Source organism: Mycobacteroides sp. CBMA 271 (assembly GCF_009729205.1).
In the GTDB taxonomy this organism is placed as follows: Bacteria; Actinomycetota; Actinomycetes; order Mycobacteriales; family Mycobacteriaceae; genus Mycobacterium.
Genome location: NZ_VTHB01000001.1, coordinates 843,558 through 861,444, shown reverse-complemented (window position 1 = coordinate 861,444; position 17,887 = coordinate 843,558). Strand labels below are relative to the sequence as shown.

Annotated in this window: 20 protein-coding genes; 14 read left to right on the top strand and 6 right to left on the bottom strand. The window is 65.0% G+C overall.

Annotated features, from left to right (window positions below):
• Positions 1-3 precede the first annotated feature (3 nt).
• Positions 4-747, bottom strand: a complete 744-nt coding sequence (locus FZI91_RS04355) for an SDR family NAD(P)-dependent oxidoreductase (RefSeq protein WP_239001953.1) — start codon at positions 745-747, stop codon at positions 4-6.
• A gap of 292 nt (positions 748-1,039) precedes the next feature.
• Here FZI91_RS04355 and FZI91_RS04350 point away from each other — a divergent pair, with 292 nt between their 5' ends.
• Together FZI91_RS04350 and FZI91_RS04345 are read left to right on the top strand one after the other, a co-directional pair.
• Positions 1,040-1,771, top strand: coding sequence for a CoA pyrophosphatase (locus tag FZI91_RS04350; protein ID WP_155937424.1), 732 nt, complete (start codon positions 1,040-1,042; stop codon positions 1,769-1,771).
• Positions 1,771-2,676 (top strand): decaprenyl-phosphate phosphoribosyltransferase, encoded by a 906-nt coding sequence (locus FZI91_RS04345; protein ID WP_155937829.1) that lies wholly within the window; start codon positions 1,771-1,773, stop codon positions 2,674-2,676. Before FZI91_RS04350 ends, FZI91_RS04345 begins: the two co-directional genes overlap by 1 nt.
• Before the next feature lie 113 nt (positions 2,677-2,789).
• On the opposite strand, the gene FZI91_RS23905 is transcribed toward FZI91_RS04345, so the two are convergent.
• The gene (locus FZI91_RS23905) at positions 2,790-3,056 is read right to left on the bottom strand and encodes a helix-turn-helix domain-containing protein (protein ID WP_155937422.1); all 267 of its coding nucleotides are present in this window, start codon (positions 3,054-3,056) and stop codon (positions 2,790-2,792) included.
• 218 nt (positions 3,057-3,274) lie between these two features.
• On the opposite strand from FZI91_RS23905, the gene FZI91_RS04335 reads away from it, so the two are divergent.
• From FZI91_RS04335 to FZI91_RS04295, 9 genes are all read left to right on the top strand, one after another.
• Positions 3,275-3,589 (top strand): hypothetical protein, encoded by a 315-nt coding sequence (locus FZI91_RS04335; RefSeq protein WP_155937420.1) that lies wholly within the window; start codon positions 3,275-3,277, stop codon positions 3,587-3,589.
• Positions 3,586-5,829: a hypothetical protein gene (locus FZI91_RS23900; RefSeq protein ID WP_239001954.1), complete on the top strand. Its 2,244-nt coding sequence runs from the start codon at positions 3,586-3,588 to the stop codon at positions 5,827-5,829. The genes FZI91_RS04335 and FZI91_RS23900 overlap by 4 nt, the downstream gene beginning before the upstream one ends.
• 29 nt (positions 5,830-5,858) lie before the next feature.
• Positions 5,859-6,590, top strand: a complete 732-nt coding sequence (locus tag FZI91_RS04325) for a hypothetical protein (RefSeq protein WP_162526727.1) — start codon at positions 5,859-5,861, stop codon at positions 6,588-6,590.
• 91 nt (positions 6,591-6,681) lie between these two features.
• On the top strand, positions 6,682-7,650 hold the full coding sequence (locus tag FZI91_RS04320) for an o-succinylbenzoate synthase (protein WP_309224216.1): 969 nt from the start codon (positions 6,682-6,684) through the stop codon (positions 7,648-7,650).
• A gap of 11 nt (positions 7,651-7,661) precedes the next feature.
• On the top strand, positions 7,662-8,498 hold the full coding sequence (locus tag FZI91_RS04315) for an alpha/beta fold hydrolase (RefSeq protein ID WP_162526714.1): 837 nt from the start codon (positions 7,662-7,664) through the stop codon (positions 8,496-8,498).
• A gap of 12 nt (positions 8,499-8,510) precedes the next feature.
• Complete coding sequence (menD, locus tag FZI91_RS04310; RefSeq protein WP_155937414.1) at positions 8,511-10,130, top strand: 2-succinyl-5-enolpyruvyl-6-hydroxy-3-cyclohexene-1-carboxylic-acid synthase; 1,620 nt, start codon at positions 8,511-8,513, stop codon at positions 10,128-10,130.
• Positions 10,127-10,600 carry a DUF3592 domain-containing protein gene (locus FZI91_RS04305; protein WP_309224210.1) on the top strand — a complete coding sequence of 158 codons (474 nt, stop codon included), beginning with the start codon at positions 10,127-10,129 and terminating at the stop codon, positions 10,598-10,600. The genes menD and FZI91_RS04305 overlap by 4 nt, the downstream gene beginning before the upstream one ends.
• 62 nt (positions 10,601-10,662) lie before the next feature.
• Positions 10,663-11,805 (top strand): glycosyltransferase family 1 protein, encoded by a 1,143-nt coding sequence (locus FZI91_RS04300; protein ID WP_162526729.1) that lies wholly within the window; start codon positions 10,663-10,665, stop codon positions 11,803-11,805.
• Between the two features lie 25 nt (positions 11,806-11,830).
• The gene (locus FZI91_RS04295; protein ID WP_162526715.1) at positions 11,831-12,547 is read left to right on the top strand and encodes a demethylmenaquinone methyltransferase; all 717 of its coding nucleotides are present in this window, start codon (positions 11,831-11,833) and stop codon (positions 12,545-12,547) included.
• Positions 12,548-12,557: 10 nt separating this feature from the next.
• Here the strand turns inward: FZI91_RS04295 and menJ are convergent, their stop codons facing one another.
• Positions 12,558-13,787 carry a menaquinone reductase gene (menJ, locus tag FZI91_RS04290; RefSeq protein ID WP_162526716.1) on the bottom strand — a complete coding sequence of 410 codons (1,230 nt, stop codon included), beginning with the start codon at positions 13,785-13,787 and terminating at the stop codon, positions 12,558-12,560.
• Between the two features lie 38 nt (positions 13,788-13,825).
• Here menJ and FZI91_RS04285 point away from each other — a divergent pair, with 38 nt between their 5' ends.
• Positions 13,826-14,812 carry a polyprenyl synthetase family protein gene (locus tag FZI91_RS04285; protein WP_162526730.1) on the top strand — a complete coding sequence of 329 codons (987 nt, stop codon included), beginning with the start codon at positions 13,826-13,828 and terminating at the stop codon, positions 14,810-14,812.
• Positions 14,813-14,878: 66 nt separating this feature from the next.
• On the top strand, positions 14,879-15,751 hold the full coding sequence (htpX, locus tag FZI91_RS04280) for a zinc metalloprotease HtpX (protein ID WP_155937406.1): 873 nt from the start codon (positions 14,879-14,881) through the stop codon (positions 15,749-15,751).
• A gap of 71 nt (positions 15,752-15,822) precedes the next feature.
• On the opposite strand, the gene FZI91_RS04275 is transcribed toward htpX, so the two are convergent.
• Together FZI91_RS04275 and FZI91_RS04270 are read right to left on the bottom strand one after the other, a co-directional pair.
• Positions 15,823-16,356: a TIGR03086 family metal-binding protein gene (locus tag FZI91_RS04275; protein ID WP_155937404.1), complete on the bottom strand. Its 534-nt coding sequence runs from the start codon at positions 16,354-16,356 to the stop codon at positions 15,823-15,825.
• Entirely contained in the window at positions 16,356-16,796 is a 441-nt protein-coding gene (locus FZI91_RS04270; protein WP_155937402.1) for a PaaI family thioesterase, read from the bottom strand. Before FZI91_RS04270 ends, FZI91_RS04275 begins: the two co-directional genes overlap by 1 nt.
• 49 nt (positions 16,797-16,845) lie before the next feature.
• Here FZI91_RS04270 and FZI91_RS04265 point away from each other — a divergent pair, with 49 nt between their 5' ends.
• On the top strand, positions 16,846-17,445 hold the full coding sequence (locus tag FZI91_RS04265) for a TetR/AcrR family transcriptional regulator (RefSeq protein WP_155937400.1): 600 nt from the start codon (positions 16,846-16,848) through the stop codon (positions 17,443-17,445).
• A gap of 12 nt (positions 17,446-17,457) precedes the next feature.
• Here FZI91_RS04265 and FZI91_RS04260 read toward each other — a convergent pair whose 3' ends face one another.
• Positions 17,458-17,823, bottom strand: coding sequence for a DUF4873 domain-containing protein (locus FZI91_RS04260; RefSeq protein WP_155937398.1), 366 nt, complete (start codon positions 17,821-17,823; stop codon positions 17,458-17,460).
• Between the last annotated feature and the right edge of the window lie 64 nt (positions 17,824-17,887).

Sequence of the window (17,887 nt, the reverse complement as noted above, 5' to 3'; positions counted from 1 at the left end):
GGGCTAGGTTCCGCGCACCATCGCCTGTGCCAGCGTTGCGTCCGGGACCAATGCGGTGACGAATCCGAGCCCTCGGGCGGCGCGCGGTGAGACTTGTGCGGGGCGCTTGCGGATGGCGTGCACGATCCATTCCGCCGCTTCGGCGGCTGAAAGTGAGGGCCTGTTGGCATATTTCGGGGTTGGCGCGGCCATTGGTGTTCGGACGAGCGGGTAGTACAGGGTGGTCACCATGATGTTTTCGCGGCCCAGCTCCGCAGACAGGGTCCGCCCGAAGACGCCGAGCGCCCGTTTTGAGGCGGCGTAGGCGGAGTATCTGGGTGCGAGCCCGATGAGTGCGGCCGTGGTGGACACGTTGACGATGTGGCCAGATCCGCGCTCGCGCATACCCGGCAGAAGCCCCAGCGTGAGTTGGACCGGCCCAAAGTAGTTCAGCGCCATCGTGCGCTCGTAGTCGTGGAAGCGGCCCACTGCGTCACCGATACTGCGGCGAATCGACCGGGCGGCGTTGTTGACGAGCACATCAGGTGTGCCGTGCTCGGCGATGATTCGTGTGATGAGATCTTCGCGCGCACCGGAGTCAGACAGGTCGGCGCAATACCAGTGGGACACCCCTCCGGTGCCGGCGATCTTCTCCTGCAGCGCTTCAAGCTCGGGCCGGCGGCGAGCGACCATGATGACCTCAGCGCCTTGATCGGCGAGCAGTTGCGCCGCCATCTCGCCGATGCCCGAAGACGCTCCGGTCAGCATGACTTTCAATCCTGGTAGCGGCGATTCGTCGTACCCGTTGGACCGAGGTCTGGATATGGCATGTCGGGCCAGGCGATTGATCAAGGGTGTCGGTGATGAGACGGCGCTCTGCGTCATCGGCATCCTCAGACTCTGCCACACAGCGATGAGATATTTCAATAAAAATGTCTCGACATAATGTCGATAAGCTGAGAATTGCAGAATCCTGCGAGACAAACATATGATATCTATGAGCTAGTACCGCTGGGGTCGCGGGTCTGCGCGCGGCCAGCGTGAGGGGTGAAGGCCGGAGATGTCGGAGGTTGTCGTGCGCTCGAGCCTGGTTCCCCCTTGGTTGCAGATGCTGGTGACCGACGCCGAATGTGCGTCGGCTGCGCTGCGAACCCCTTTCTGCGGATTGGGGCGGCGGAGGACGCGCCGCCATGCCGCCGTTCTGGTCTTGCTGAGCGGCACAGCGCACCCGGTGCGGCGTGGACTGCCCGATGACGCGGATGTTCTGTTGGTGCGCCGTTCCGAAGCGCTGAGGCGCGGTCCTCGGGAGATTGCGTTCCCCGGCGGATTCGCCGAGGCCGACGACAAGTCTCCGATAGCCACGGCGCTACGCGAGGCACACGAAGAGGTGGGCTTGGATCCGGTTGGTGTAGAGCCAATTGCGGTGCTCGACAGCTGCGCGCTCATCCCGTTCCCCTACCTCGTGACGCCCGTGATCGCGAACTGGACGGCGGTCACTCCGACCGCCGTTGTCGATCCCGCCGAGACGGCTGAGGTCCTTCATGTGCCGCTGGCTCGGCTTATCGACCCAGCCAACCGCACTGCCCTTCGATGGGGAGGACTGGGCTCACGGTGGGCTACGCCAGTGTTTCGGATCGACGATGTGGTCATCTGGGGATTCACTGCGTGGGTGCTCGCGGCCGTCATCCGCGCCGCGGGTTGGGAAGAGCCGTGGACCGCGGACGGCAGCTTTGACATCTGGCCCGGGCGAATCTCTGCTCTGCGCCAACAGCTTGGTGGCGTGCGTCCGTGATGTACGAAGAACGGCATCGGACACTGGGGGAAATGCTCGCCGGCGTCGTCCGGGCCATGCGCCCGCGACAGTGGGTCAAGAACGTCCTGGTGGTTGCCGCGCCGCTGGCCACACTGGGCGGCACCGTGCATTACGACTATCTAAGGGTCTGCACCGCAGCCGCTATGGCCTTTGTCGTGTTCAGTTTGGCGGCGTCTGCGATCTATCTGATCAACGATGCCCAGGACATCGACGCCGACCGCGCACACCCCACTAAACGGTTCCGGCCTATCGCGGCCGGGGTGATCACGCCGACTACTGCCTACATGGTGGCACTCGTGCTCTCCGCGGTGTCCTTAGGTGTATCTATGGCTGTCGCCCCGGCCCTGGCGGTGGTAGTGGGCGTATATCTCGTCGTTCAGCTGATGTATTGCTTTGGGTTGAAACATCAAGTCGTGCTTGATATGTGCATCGTCTCATCGGCGTATCTGCTGCGCGCCATCGCCGGTGGTGTGGCGACCTGCATTCCGCTGTCGCAGTGGTTCCTATTGGTCATGGCTTTCGCATCCATGTTTATGGTCGCCGGAAAGCGTTATGCAGAGCTGCAACTCGCTGAACGCACAGGTGCCAAGATTCGCCGCGCGCTGGAGCACTACACCCAGACTTACCTTCGGTTCGTGTGGACTCTGTCCGCGACCGCCGTGGTGGTTTTCTATGGGCTTTGGGCGCTGGAGCGGGATGGACAGGCCGGATCGTGGTTCACGGTGTCGATGATTCCCGTCACTGTGGCGATCTTCCGTTACGCCGTCGATGTCGATGCGGGAGCAGCCGGTGAGCCCGAAGAGATTGTGTTCAGTGACCGAATCCTGCAGGTACTCGGTGTCGCCTGGATTGTTGTTGTGGCACTCGCAATAGTGCTGGCCTGATGTTCGGTGTACCCGGCCTCGGAGGTGTTACCGCCGGTGAGCACGTGGGCCGGGGCCGTAGCCGCTGTGTGACCACCTACCCTGGCCTACCCGATGGTCTGGGCGGATGCTGGTCATTGCTCGGGAAGGTGGTTGAGGGGTCGTATCAGGTCGCTGATGTTTGTCTCGAGTCCGATGGCGAGGCGCAACAACGCTTTGGCGGTTGGGTTTAGTTGGTGATTCTCATAGCGATGAATTGTGTTGCGTGATATTCCTGTTCGCTCGGCGAGTCCGTCGAGGGAGAGGTGCTTTTCGATGCGAAGGCGCTGAAGCTCGACCGCAAGTGGTGTGGTGTCGATGGCATCCGGGTCAGGGACCCTCGACGCCTTCCTGTTGACCACATGCCCAGCCTGGGCGGCGGCAACCTACAGGTCATCAACGTATACGTAGACAAATCTACGTATACGTTGATACCGTTCGGTTACCCGCGATGGTTTCGAGATGCGCGCCGGCCAGGGAGGGCTGAGGTCGTCACACCTGGTTGGCGCATCGCGGCGGTAGGCAGTCGGTGCTAGGTTTGGCAAATAAGTGACGATGCTCACTGTGCGGGGAGGTGTCAATGTCGGACGACAAGCTCAAGGTTGCTTTAGAGGCGTTGGACAAGTTGTCTCCGGAGTTGCAGGGGATGGCCAAGCAGTTGAATGGTCAGGCCGCGAGTCCGGCGAAGGTCAAGGATGGGGATGTACCTTCGCAGGTGGCTGCGCGGCGGTTGGTGATGCAGGCGTTGCCGGGTTTGCAGCGGGCGTTCGCGGGTCGCTGCTCGAATGTGGCTGATCTGTCTGTGCAGACGAAGAATGGGTTTGGGGACACCGAGGAACATGTCACGCAGTTGATCCAGTCGGTGACCGGCTTGTCGCGGGGTGGTGATGGATGAGCGGTTACTCGGCGCGGCGGATGCTCGATTATAGGCCGGAGAATTCGATTGAGGTGGTGCGCCAGGCGATCTTGGCTGCGACGCAGACTCAGTTGATTGGGCGTGACTACAAGCACGCCATCGATCGGCCCGGTGGTCAGGAGTGGGAGGGCAAGGCTGCTCGCGCCGCGCAGGACACTGCTGCTGCCGATGAGAAGGTGGTGTATCGGGCCACCCAGCATGTGCTTGATGAAGGCCCGAAGGCGTTGGACACCTTGGCGTTTCAGGTGACCGAGCATCACAAGCGTGCGGTCGGCTACTACACCGAGGCCACTACCCACGGCTACAAGGTGTCCGAAGATCTGGTGGTCGAGTGGATCGTTCCGTCGCGGACTACCCCGGAGCTGATCGCTGAGGGCAAGCGCTGCGCTACCAAGTTTCAGAAGATGATTCGCGGCGAGCACGACAAGTGGTGGGCCGCCGAACTAGAGGCCCAGGCCCAAATCGATGCCATATCAAATGAATTGGATACCTCGTACAATCCGATCGGCGGGTTGAGTGCGAACGCCGGGCATCTGGATGGCGCCTACCTGCAGGGGGGAACCCAGTGGGACAGTGACGTATTGAAGCGCGTTCAGGCCGCTTCATCTTTGAGCGATCCTGATCTCAAGACCCTCGCCGAGGGCGGCAAGGTCGATATCGGGTCGAACCGGATGCAGTACCTGTATCAGTTCGCGCACTCCTTCGACGGCAAGACACCAGCGGAAATCGCCGCCATCAAAGCTGGACTGCCGCCAGCGCAGCGCGAGGCCATGACACGTGCTTTCGCCTTGGTCGCCAACGATCACGTCAAATCCGGGGTGGACAACGCCAGCGGTGTCACCGAGGCCACCAAGGGCAACTTCATCCCGGCATCAGGTTCGCTGCGCGATTTGGCCTCTGGCATGGAGACCGAATTGACGCGTCAGGATCGCACCGGAGTAACGCAGGGGCGGGTCAGCGGCACCCCGTACACGGAAATGCACGGAGTCGGCGCGATGCAGGACATGGCTAAGATCTTCGACGGCGCAGGCGGATACCTCAACGGCTCTGAGGCTGGGCGGGCCATGCTGGACGCGGCCACTCAGTATTCCAACGCCGACATCGACCACCGCGCCAACCCCACCGGCGGCGGGTTACAGACCGACGCTCACGGTGCTCCCGGTGGGGTGTTGGCCGATCAGGAAACCCCGCTGCGCAACGCGTTGGCCGATATCTATCAAAGCGCCGGACAGGACCATGTGGGCGTGCATGAGGCTGTCACCGCGGAACCCACCGACGGCGAGAAGTACCTGCGCGGAATCCTTCAGGAGAACTGGGGCGATCAGTCGGGCAAGGTCGATGACACCCTCGCGTGGGCGGGAGATCACTCCCAGATGGGCGCCGAGGTCGCCAACGCCCAGGGCCATTACATGGCCGACCACAAACCCGAATTGCAGAACATGGCTGGCGGCGGCAACTTCGCCCAGAACAACCCCGAAATGGCCGGAACGTCTGCTCAGGTCCAGGGTGAATATCTGAGCCAGTACGCCGACTCGGACCCCGCGCACCGGCAGGACCCCGCCATCGCGCCGTTCAAGAACGTCGGTGAGATGCGGGACATGGTGTCCACCTTCGATCAAGGCCACTACGCGGGGGAGATCATCAACGAACAAGCACAAGGACAGCACCAGCAGCTCCTCAACGACGCCGCCCGCACCGGCTCAGACGCCGACCTCAAGGCCGCAGGGCGCCTGTCCCAGGGCATGCTCGACGGAGCCCTGGACTCGGTCGGCGCAAAACCCGCCGACCAGAACATCGAGGACCTCAAGAAACTCATCGGCAAGGTTCCCTTCGCTGGGGATGCCATGGACGTTCTCGATAGCGCACAAAAACATATGGAGAACGCCACGAAACTGCCCGACGGATTCGCCCAAAACCTCGCCCAATCAGGCAGTTTCGGGAACATCACCGCTTACCAAACAAGTGTCCTGGACGCACTTGCGCAAGCCCACCCCGGCATCGCCGACGACCCCCTCGTCGGCAAATACATCAACGGCGGACACTTCGACCCCTCAACCATCTCGGAAGAGCCGAAGAGCGTGAAGCAAGCCCAGACAGATCTGGATAACTGGTTTAAAACCACGGCCCCACGCGACTACAACGTCAATCTGGACCACTGGCAAACCCAAGAACAAATGGGCCGCAACCACTCGAACTGGGAATGGATACCCGGCAAGTGAGCCTTCGCACCCGCGCGCTAGTTGCTGCGCTGTGCGCGCTGTTTCTCGCCTCGTGCACACACGAGAAACCCACGCCTTCCGCACCTGTTTGGAAGGATAAGGACCGCACCACCATGCGGTGGATACCCAATCCTGTGGCCGACCTGATGTCTCCCGAGGGCACCTTCGTGCGCGCGATCACCGAATCCTTCACTGCGGCACAATCCGGGCCCGGGCGAGGCATCGACGCGATACGAGCGGGCGGCTACCCGGGCTTCGATCACGCGTTCAACAACGCATGGCAACTGGATTTCTTTGGTGAGTCGCAGGGGTTTGGCTACCTCTTTCCGGATCTGGAAGAAAATGTCGGCACTGAATACGCTGAGATCGTGGAACTTCGCCGCGACGGCGACCAGTTCACCGCTGGGGTTTGTGAATACAGTTCCCTGACCGCGGGAAAGATGTCGGATGGCACGTACCATAGCGGCGGCTCGCAGTCTCTCGGACATGCCCAGTGGCTCACATTCGGTCCCGACTCGAAACTTACTGCCGAGCAACAACATTCGCCCATGTCGAATCAGCGAGGGCCAGTCAAACGGCCCGTGGACAACGTGTTCGGCACCTGGGTTCTAACCCACATCAACATCGCGGCCACCGATCTGCCGCAGTGCAACAAGCTCGCGCCAGGCACCCCAGACAACTGGCCCAAGCCATACGTCCGGTCCGACCCACCACCCACGCTGCCGAACGATCCTGGCTGGCCCGAGGGCGGAAGGGCGTAACCGAACCAGAGGGGTTGACAGTGGGCGATATCAATCGGCAAGCCACGGGGCGACCAGCTGGAAGCTCTGAAGCGCGTGCGACGATCGCATGGTGGAGCTGCCCGCGCTGGCCGATGTGCTGGACCGAATGCACGTCGTCGCCTTGCCCATGCGGGTGCGGTTCCGCGGCATCACGACTCGTGAGGTGGCGCTGATCGAGGGTCCGGCCGGTTGGGGCGAGTTCGGCGCCTTCCCCGAGTACGGGCCGCCCGAGGCCTCCGCCTGGCTGGCCGCCGCCCTCGAGGCGGCCTACACCGAGCTTCCCGCGCCGCGGCGCACCCGGATTCCGGTCAACGCGACGGTGCCCGCGGTGGATGCCGTGGCGGTACCCGAGGTGCTGGCCCGCTTCCCGGGTGCCCGCACCGCCAAGGTGAAGGTGGCCGAGCCGGGGCAGGCCCTCGCCGAGGACATCGCCCGCGTCGCCGCGGTGCGCGCGCAGATCCCCACCGTGCGGGTGGACGCCAACGGCGGCTGGACCGTCGAGCAGGCCGTCCACGCATTGACGGCACTGACCCGCGACGGCGCCCTGGAGTATGCCGAACAGCCTTGCACCACCGTGGAGGAACTGGTGCAGGTACGTCGGCAACTTCCCGAGGTGCCGATCGCCGCCGACGAAAGCATCAGGCGGGTAAGTGATCCGCTGCGCGTCGCGCGGGCGGGTGCGGCCGACGTCGCGGTCCTCAAGGTGGCCCCGCTCGGCGGGGTGACCGCACTGCTGGACATTGCAACGCAGATCGGCATGCCCGTGGTGATCTCCAGCGCCCTGGACAGCGCGGTGGGCATCGGCATCGGCCTGCGCGCGGCGGCGGCGCTGCCGGTGCTGGAGTACGCGTGCGGACTGGGCACCGGCGGCTTCTTCGTCCAGGATGTCGCCGACGCCCCCGCGCCAGAGGGTGGATATCTCGCGGTCGAGTCATTCACGCCCGATCCCGCTCGGTTGACGGACCTCGCCGCGCCCACCGACCGGCGCGATTGGTGGATGGAGAGAGTGGCCGACTGCTACCCGCTGCTGAACCGGTAGGTTCAGTCAGCGTGCCTCTCGCTGACATCAACGGCATCCAAATCAGCTACGACGAACGTGGCCCCCTGGCGCTCGGCGCCTCAGGTGATCCCGTCGTCTTCATCTCCGGGCGCGGTGGCGCAGGCCGCAGCTGGCACCTGCATCAGGTGCCGGCATTCCGTGCCGCCGGATATCGCACCATCACCTACAACAACCGTGGGATACCGCCGACCTCCGAGTCCGCCGACGGCTTCACCCTGCAGGACATGGTGGACGATGCCGCGGCGCTCATCGAGCACCTCGGTGCCGCCCCGGCCCGGGTGGTCGGGTTCTCCATGGGTGCACTCATTGCGCAGGAGCTCACTCTCACCCGCCCCGACCTCGTCACCGCCGCGGTGTTCATGGGAACCCGCGGCAGGGAGGACGCGACCCGGGCGTTCTTCCGCAAGGCCGAGCTCGAACTGTCTGCCTCGGGCGTCGAAGTGCCTGCGGCATACCAGGCGGCGATGCGTCTGATGGCGAACTTCTCGCCGAAGACCCTCAACAACGACGCCGCCATCAAGGACTGGATCGACATGTTCACGATGTGGCCCGAACCCTCCTCGGGAGGTATCGAGCACCAGCGCAGTGCCGTGCCCCCGCCCGATAGGCCGGGCGCCTACGCGGGCATCACGGCGCCGACATTGGTCATCGGGTTCACCGACGACCTCACGCTGCCGCCCTACCTCGGTCGGGAAGTGGCCGACGCGATCCCGGGTGGCCGGTACGCCGAGATCGCCGACGCCGGGCATCTGGGCTTCATCGAACGCCCCGACGAGGTCAACCGCGTGATCCTGGAGTTCTTTGCGGGCACCTCGCGGACGGTGTGACACGCTGATGGCATGAACCCGTCGACCGCGCAGGCCCACGCCGTTGTCGACGAGCTGATCCGCGGTGGCGTCCGCGATGTGGTGCTGTGCCCCGGGTCGCGCAACGCGCCGCTGGCCTTCGCGCTGCATGACGCAGACAAGGCCGGTCGGCTGCGGTTGCATGTGCGGATCGACGAGCGCACCGCGGGCTTCTTGGCGGTGGGTTTGGCCGCGGCCAGTAGGGCGCCGGTGCCGGTGGCGATGACGTCCGGGACTGCAGTTGCCAATTTGGGGCCTGCGGTGGTGGAGGCCAACTACGCGCGGGTTCCGCTGATCGTGTTGTCCGCCAACCGTCCCTACGAACTACTGGGTACCGGCGCCAACCAGACCATGGAGCAGCTCGGCTACTTCGGCACCCAGGTGCGTGCCGCGATCAGCATCGGTCTGGCCGAAGAAGGCACCGAGAAGATCGAGGCGCAGAATCCGCATTGGCGCTCGGCAACCTGCCGAGTTCTGGCCGCCGCCAAAGGATCTCGTACCGCCAATGCAGGCCCCGTGCAGTTCGATATCCCGCTGCGGGAACCGCTGGTGCCCGATCGCGACGGGGGGCCGGTACCCGCTGGACGCCCGGGCGGGGCACCCTGGACGTTAACCCCGGACGTGACGTTTGACGAACCCGTCGAGATCGATCTGACCCCCGATACCGTGGTGATCGCGGGACACGGTGCCGCGGCCCACCCCAACCTGTCGATGTTGCCCACGGTGTCCGAACCGACCGCGCCGCAACCCGATAACCCGGTGCATCCGCTGGCGCTTTCACTGCTGCATCCCCAGCAGGTGATCATGCTGGGACGGCCCACCCTGCATCGCCAGGTGTCGTCGTTGTTGGCGGACAATCGGATTCCCGTGTACGCGTTGACCACCGGACCGCGCTGGCCCGACGTGTCCGGCAACTCGCAGGCCACCGGGACGCGGGCGGTGACATCCGGAAGCCCCGATGCCGCGTGGCTGCAACGGTGCGCCCACGCACACCAGAAGGCGCTCGACGCGGTGCGTGGCCAGCTGGAGACGCATCCGCTGACCACGGGTCTGCATGTGGCGGCCAGGGTCTGTGGGTCATTGCGTGACGGCGACCAGCTGGTGCTCGGTGCCTCCAATCCGGTGCGCGACGTCGCGCTTGTTCCCTGGGGAGCCAAGGACGTTCGCGTGCGGTCCAACCGTGGCGTGGCCGGTATCGATGGCACGGTATCCACGGCCATCGGTGCGGCGCTGGCACATCGCGGTCGCACCATCGCGTTGATCGGCGATCTCACCTTCGTGCACGACAGCTCGGGTCTGTTGATCGGACCCACCGAACCTCGTCCGGAGAATCTGACGATCGTGGTCTCAAATGACAACGGCGGCGGCATCTTCGAGCTGCTGGAACAGGGCGACCCACGATTCCGTGACGTTTCCTCGCGCATCTTCGGCACCCCACATGATGTGGACATCGCGACCCTCTGCCGCGCCTATCATGTGGATTCGCACGTCATCTCCGTCACGGAGCTCGGAGCCGCACTGGACGAACCGGCCTGTGGTATCAGGGTTCTGGAGGTCAAGGCCGACCGCTCCACCCTGCGCGAGCTGCACGCCGCCATCAGGGCCGCTCTGTGACCCGGCGCCCCCGGGTCATCAGGAGGATCCGGATCGGAGTGCTGATCCTGGCCGGGCTGATGACGTTGCAGTCTCTGCTGCTGATCGCAGGGGCCTGGCGTAACGACAAGGCCGTCGAACGGGATATGGGCGTCGCGCTGGCCGAGGTACTCAGCGCGGGGCCGCGCCGCTCCACCATCGAGTTCGTCACACCCGAACGGGTCACGTACCGGCCGGAATTGGGAGTTCTCTATCCCTCCGAGCTCAGCCCCGGCATGCGTATCTACGTCGAGTACGACAAGTCCAACCCGGATTTGGTTCGCGTACAAGGACGTAACGCGTCATTGTCGATAGTCCCCGCGGGGTCCATCATCGTGGTGGTGTGGGCGGTGTCCGGGGTAGTGCTGTTGGGTCTCTCGTGGGTGCAGCGCCGAGGTCCGGCCCCTCCTGACGGTCTTCGCGCAAGCGGCTCATCCCCCGTCCACGCTTAAGTTTGCGTGACGTATGCCTGGGGGCAACCTAACTGCCAGTTGATGCTGCGATGCTTTCAGGCGTGCGCATCGCGATCGTCGCCGAGTCGTTCTTGCCGAACGTCAACGGGGTTTCCAACTCGGTGCTGCGGGTGCTGGAGCACCTCCGCCGCACCGGGCATGAGGCCATCGTCATCGCCCCTGACACCACGCGCGGACAGGCGCCCGCCGCCGCCGAGCATGATGGCGTGCCCGTGCACCGGGTCCCGGCCATCATGTTCCCCAAGGTGAGCACTCTGCCACTGGGCGTGCCGCAACCGCGCATGGTGCGCATCCTTCGTGACTTCGCCCCCGATGTGGTGCATCTGGCCTCGCCGTTCGTGCTGGGCTACGGCGGACTGCGTGCCGCACAGCATCTCGATGTCCCCACCGTCGCCGTCTATCAGACCGATGTGGCCGGGTTCGCCGACAGCTACGGCGCCGGATTCGCCGCGCGGGCCGCTTGGCGGTGGACCAAGCATCTGCACGGCCGCGCCGACCGCACCTTGGCGCCATCCAGCTCTGCGATGGAAGACCTTGCGGCGCACGGTATCCCTCGGGTCTACCGATGGTCGCGCGGTGTCGATATCGAACGCTTTGCGCCCTCTGCTCGCGACGAGGAGCTGCGGCACTCCTGGTCCCCGCAGGGCAAGCCGATCATCGGATTTGTCGGGCGGCTCGCCCCCGAAAAGCATGTGGAGCGCCTGGCTGTGCTGGCCGAGCGTGACGACCTGCAGCTCGTCATTGTGGGCGGCGGGGTAGGGCGGGACGCTCTCGAAAAGCTGATGCCCACAGCAATTTTCACCGGTGAGCTGAGAGGTTCGGCGTTGTCGCGGGCATATGCGAGCCTCGATGTGTTCATCCACCCAGGCGAGCATGAGACGTTCTGCCAGGCGGTGCAGGAGGCGCTGGCCAGCGGGGTGCCGGCCATCGCACCGGACGCCGGCGGCCCGCGCGATCTGGTGATCCCGGGGCGTAACGGAATGCTGCTGCCGGTGGCCGATTTCGAGGCCCGGCTGGGCATGGCAGTCGATCATCTGGTGCAGCCGGCCACCCGTAGTCGCTTCTCGGCGACCGCGCGCAGGGGAGTGCTGGCGCGCACCTGGCCCGCGATCTGTGATGAGCTGCTGGAGCACTACGCCGCCGCGGCGGGTACCACACTTGGTCGCGGCATCATGACGGCCTAACGCGTCGGCCCTGTACCGTCAACCTGTGTCTGATGGTCTTCGCCCAAGCGGCTCATCCAAGAACCGCGCCACCCTGGAGAAGGACCCGCACGCGGTCGCGTCCATGTTCGACGCGGTGGCCAAACGGTACGACATCACCAACACGGTGCTCTCGTTCGGTCAGGACCGCTTCTGGCGACGCGCCACCCGCGAGTCGCTGAAGCTCAAGCCCGGCGACAAGGTGCTCGATATCGCCGCGGGGACGGCGGTTTCGACGGTTGAGCTCACCCAGTCTGGGGCCTGGTGCGTGGCGGCCGACTTCTCGGTCGGGATGCTCAAGGCGGGTGCGCATCGCAACGTGCCCAAGGTCGCCGGGGACGCGACGCGGCTGCCGTTCGCGGATCACTCGTTTGACGCAGTGACCATCAGCTTCGGTCTGCGCAATGTCGTCGACCACGTCGAGGGGCTGCGGGAAATGGCTCGGGTCACCAAACCCGGTGGGCGTCTTGCAGTGTGCGAGTTTTCCACGCCCGTCAACCGGCCGTTCCGCACGCTGTATATGGAGTATCTGATGAAGACGCTGCCGGAGGTGGCGCGAGCCGTCAGCAGCAATCCCGATGCTTATGTGTACCTGGCCGAGTCCATTCGGGCCTGGCCCGATCAGGCGGCGTTGGCCGACCAGATCCTCACGGCGGGATGGTCGAATGTGCGGTGGCGCAACCTCACCGGCGGCATTGTCGCCTTGCATGTCGCGACGATCTAGCTCGAAGCGCTCAGCTGAAGGGCGGCCGGGAATCGAGCCGGCGTGAGCCGCCGCCTGCCACTCGCCAGGCGCGCGCGATCACGTCCTGATCCTCGTCGGTGACCAGATTGCCCATGAGTCGCACCGCGATCCGCATCAACACCTGCGACCGCATGCCCACCGGACCCATGACGGGCAGGAAACGGGGCAGCGTGAGCAGCCCACCGAGACGTCGCGCGATCGAGAATGACCGGCCGTATCGTTCCCGGAGCAGCTCCGGCCACAGCTGCGAGTAGTCGTCGGCGCCGAGCACCTCGGCCGCAAGGTGGCCGGTCTCCAGTCCGTAGTCGATGCCCTCGCCGTTGAGCGGATTGACGCATGCCGCCGCGTCACCGATCAGCATCCAGTTGGGCCCCGCCACCCCCGACACCGCGCCACCCATGGGCAGCAGCGCCGAGGCGATTGACTGCAGCCGGCCAGTGAGGCCGAAGTCCTCGCGTCGCAGCTCGGTGTAGTACTCGATGAGCGGGCGCAGCGCCGCGTCGGCGGGGCGTTTGGAGGTGGCGAGTGCGCCGACGCCGATGTTGATCTGCCCACCGCCCAACGGGAAGATCCAGCCGTATCCGGGGAGCACGTCTCCCTCGGGGGAGCGCAGCTCCAGATGCGACGTCATCCATTCCTCGTCGCTGCGTGCCGAGTCGATGTACGCCCGCCCGGCGACGGCGTAGACGGTGTCCTTATGCCATTCGCGGCCAAGGACTTTCCCGAGTGTGGAGCGCACGCCGTCGGCGATGATGACGTTCTTACAGGCGATTTCACCGGGTCCGCTGTTGTCGAGTACCCGCACCGACGTCACCCGACCCGACGAGTCACGTTCCACGTCAACGGCCTTGGTGGACTCGGCCATCTTGGCGCCGGACTCCACGGCCACCTGCCGGATTTTGTCGTCCAGCTCGGTGCGGCGTACCGCACTGCCGGTGCCGCCGAAAGACGGTCCGGGCCAGGGCACTTCGAGATTTCCGCCAAATCCGTGTAGGCGCAGACCCTGGTATCGGATGTGTTCGTCGAGCCACGGTCGCAGGCCCAGGAGTTCAAGCTGTTCGACGGCGCGCGGGGTCAGCCCGTCGCCGCAGGTCTTGTCGCGGGGAAACACCGCTGAGTCGACCAGAACCACCTCATGCCCGGCGCGCGCCGCCCACGCCGCGGCCGCCGATCCGGCTGGTCCGGCACCGACGACGACCAGGTCTGCTGACGTCTGCACCTTCCCAGTATGTTGGACCGGTGAGTAACTCGACCACGGTGGCCGGAGTTGACCTCGGCAATCCCATCTTCGCTGCAAAGGTGCGCGACCATTTGGCCGCCATCGAATCGCTCATCGTGACCGAGCTGGGCCAGGCGGACCCGCTACTAACGGAGTCTGTGCTGCACCTTTTCCACGCGGGTGGCAAGCGGTTCCGGCCGCTATTCACGGTGCTCTCCGCCCAAACCGGTCCCGATCCGGACAATGACGAGGTAATTCTCGCCGGTGCGGTGTGCGAGCTCATCCACCTGGCCACGCTGTACCACGACGACGTCATGGACGAGGCGCAGAAGCGCCGCGGGGTGCCCAGCGCCAACGCCCGCTGGGGCAACAACGTCGCCATCCTTGCCGGCGACTATCTGCTGGCCACCGCCTCACGGCTGGTGTCCCAGCTGGGCCCGGCGGCGGTGCGGATTGTGGCCGAGACCTTCGCCGAGCTCGTCACCGGCCAGATGCGGGAAACCGTCGGGGTGCCAGAGGGCGGTGACGAGACCGAGCACTACCTCAAGGTGATCCACGAGAAGACCGGCTCGCTGATCGCCGCGACCGGCCGGTTCGGGACCATGATGTCGCGGTGCGATGACGAGCAGATCGAACGGATGAGCCGCCTAGGCGGAATTGTCGGCACCGCCTTCCAGATCTCCGACGACATCATCGACATCGAGAGCCTCACCGACGAGTCGGGTAAAACACCCGGAACCGACCTGCGCGAAGGTGTGCACACGCTGCCGATGCTCTACGCGCTGCGCGACACCGGACCCGATGCCGATCGGCTACGCACGCTGCTGGCGGCACCCATCACCGATGATGCCGAGGTGGAGGAGGCGCTGACGCTGCTGCGCGCATCCGGTGGGCTGGCCCAGGCCAAGGCCGTCGTCATCGACTACGCCGACCGCGCCAAGGCCGAGCTTGTCGAGTTGCCGCCAGGGGATGCCCGCGACGCGCTGAGTGTGCTCATCGAATACACCGTTCGCCGGCACGGCTGAGTGCTCGGAACCTGAGCGTGCCCTGCTTCGTTAGCTTGGGTGAACCAAGTAGACGGAAGGGACGCTATGCCGACGGCAGGACCGAGCCACGCCAACGGGCTCAAGACGGTACTGCTGCTGGGCGGTATGTCGGCGATGATCGTGTTCGTCGGCTCGCTGTTCCACAGTAAGACCATCTTGCTACTGGCCGTTGTGTTTGCGGTCGGCATGAATGCATACGCCTACTTCAAGAGCGACACGCTGGCCTTGCGCGCCATGCATGCCCAGCCGGTGACGGAGCTACAGCAGCCCGCCATGTACCGGATCGTCCGGGAGTTGGCGACCGTCGCGCGCCAGCCCATGCCGCGGCTGTACATCAGCGACACCAACGCGCCCAATGCCTTTGCGACGGGCCGTAATCCCCGTAACGCGGCGGTCTGCTGCACGACGGGCATTCTCGAGCTGCTCAGCGAGCGTGAGTTGCGCGCGGTGCTGGGGCACGAGCTGTCGCATGTCTACAACCGCGACATCCTGATCTCGAGTGTGGCGGGCGCGTTGGCTGCCGTCATCTCGGGTCTGGCCAACATGGCGATGTTCATGAACTTCTTCGGCGGCGGTGGCGAAAACCGTCCGAATCCCCTTGCCCTGTTCCTGGTGTCGATGTTGGGACCGATTGCGGCCGTGGTGGTGAAGATGGCGGTGTCGCGTTCACGGGAGTATCAGGCCGACCAGTCCGGTGCCGAGCTCACCGGCGATCCGTTGGCGCTGGCCTCGGCGCTGCGCAAGATTTCGGGCGGGATCCAGGCCGCGCCGCTGCCGCCGGAACCCCAGCTTGCCAGCCAGTCGCACCTGATGATCGCCAACCCGTTCCGGGCCGGCGACAAGGTGGCTTCGCTGTTCTCGACCCACCCGCCGATGGCCGATCGCATTGCGCGCCTTGAGGCCATGGCCCGCTTCTGACGGCGCGCCGAGCGTGAAGCTAGTGCGAGAAATCAGCCGAAATTCCGCAATAGCTTCACTCTCGGCGAGAGTTAGACGACCCGCCCACTCAGTGCGGCCAGCCGGTCGAGCGCGGACGCATCCGCAGGGGCGGGCTGCGGGGTGCCGAACTTCCCGGACCGCGCGAAGGCCCCAGCAAGCCGCTCGACGAAAGCCAACGCGTTCTCGATGAGGTCACCGGGCAGGTCCGCAGAAAGCCCGGTGACCTGTGCCAGATCCCACCCGTGGGTTATCAGGTCGGCCATCCGGATCTGAAGCTGCCTATCGCCCGTGGTGTTCGCGAAGGGGCCGGGATAGGTCTGCTCAAGCACACCCGGAAGGGCCAGCGCGTCACTCAACGACTGTGCCGACGCGCGATACGCGACCGCCGGGTCATTCTCGGCGCCGCCACCGAGACCGCCGAAGCGTTCGGCGAGCGCGTAGTTCACCTCGGCAAGATGCTCCACGAGCTGCCGCAGGTTCCACTCGGTGCATGGTGTCGGCGCGTCCCACTGCTCCGGGCGGATACCTGCGACGAGTTTCTCGACGGCTTCAGAGGCCCTCGTGAAGTCTTCTGCCGACCCCATCAGCGGTACACCATGACGGTGGTGGTGCCGTGCGCCACCAGTCGGCCCTGGGAGTCCACGACCTTGCCCTCGGCGGTCGCCACCCGCCGGCCCGGATGCAAGACCGTGCCTGTCGCGATCAGCCGCTCGCCGTCGGTGGGGACGGTGCGGACATAGTTGACCTTGAGTTCAAGTGTCCCGTAACCGATTCCAGGTTCCAGTGTGGAGTGCACGGCGCAGCCCATCACCGAATCGAGCAGTGTCGCGCAGATGCCGCCGTGCAGAGTGCCCAGCGGGTTCGCGAATTCGGGCCGGGTCACCACGCTGAACGACACGGAGCCAAAGGTGATTTCCTCCAGCTGCATCCCGAGTAGCCGCGAGATGGGCGGCATCGCCTCGGGCGTTCCTCCCATGCTCTGTAGCAGTTCGAGCCCGGACAGATTTTCGATTTCCGTGGTCATAGCCACCCTTCCGCGTAGACTGATTGGTCCATACCGACGGTAGCAGGACATGGACCGATTGGTCCATGTCGACGAGGAGGGCATCGTGGCGCCAGGCCCGCGGGAGCGGCTAATCGATAGCGCGATCGTCATGATGCGCGAGCGCGGAGTGCATGCCACGGGCCTAGCCGACCTCCTTAAACGCAGCGGTACCGCGCGCAACTCCATCTATCAGCATTTCCCGGCAGGTAAGGCGCAGCTCATCGTCGCGGCGGAGCACGAAGCCACGGGGCTCGCCACTGGGTTCCTCGAGGCGCTACGGGCGCGCGGGGACGCCGAGTACGTGCTCTCCAAGTTCATCAAGTGGTGGGTCAATCAGTTGGAGACCCACGACTTCGACACCGGATGTCCACACGCTGCCGCCGCGCTGGCTGGTCCTGGCGAGGCGGGGATTCGGGCCGCCGCCAGTGAGGCCTTCCTCGCCCTGCGCGGCCAGCTGGCGGCGGCCTTCCGCGATTCGGGGGTGACGGAGGGCGTCGACAGCTTGGCCTCGCTGGCCGTCAGTGCGATCGAAGGGGCGCTACTGCAGGCGCAGGCATCTCATTCGGTGCAGCCGCTGCGCGATATCGAGTGTGAGCTGCGGGCGCTTATCCGCTCTCGGCGCCAGTGACGGCGAAAGCCTTTATTCTGCTTCGACTTCCGCGAGATCAGTAGGCACGTGGAACGGCGGGGTGCTCTTCCCGATTACTCGGTATCGATTCCATGGATCAGGGTCGCCGATGAAGGCATCTCGCGCGCTGTGTGTAGTGCGGATCGTGGCGTTTACACGCGTCTCGTTACCGACGATCGCAGTCAGTTGTTCATTCGGTCTGATGCGGCCGATCCAGCGGTATATGCCGTCGATCGGCTCGCTGTACCCCTTTAATTCCAGTTCGACGGGGATCTCGGCGCCACGAACTATCACTGTGGCCTCGCCGATGTAGTCCGAATCGTCGTGCGGGCTGTGGGTAAAGACGCTGTTGGTGTCGCTCTGTCGGGGAAGGCTCATGACTCTCCGTTCGGATTGGTTGCCTCTTGACAATCGGGAGGTGGCCCCGACAGACTCGCTCACA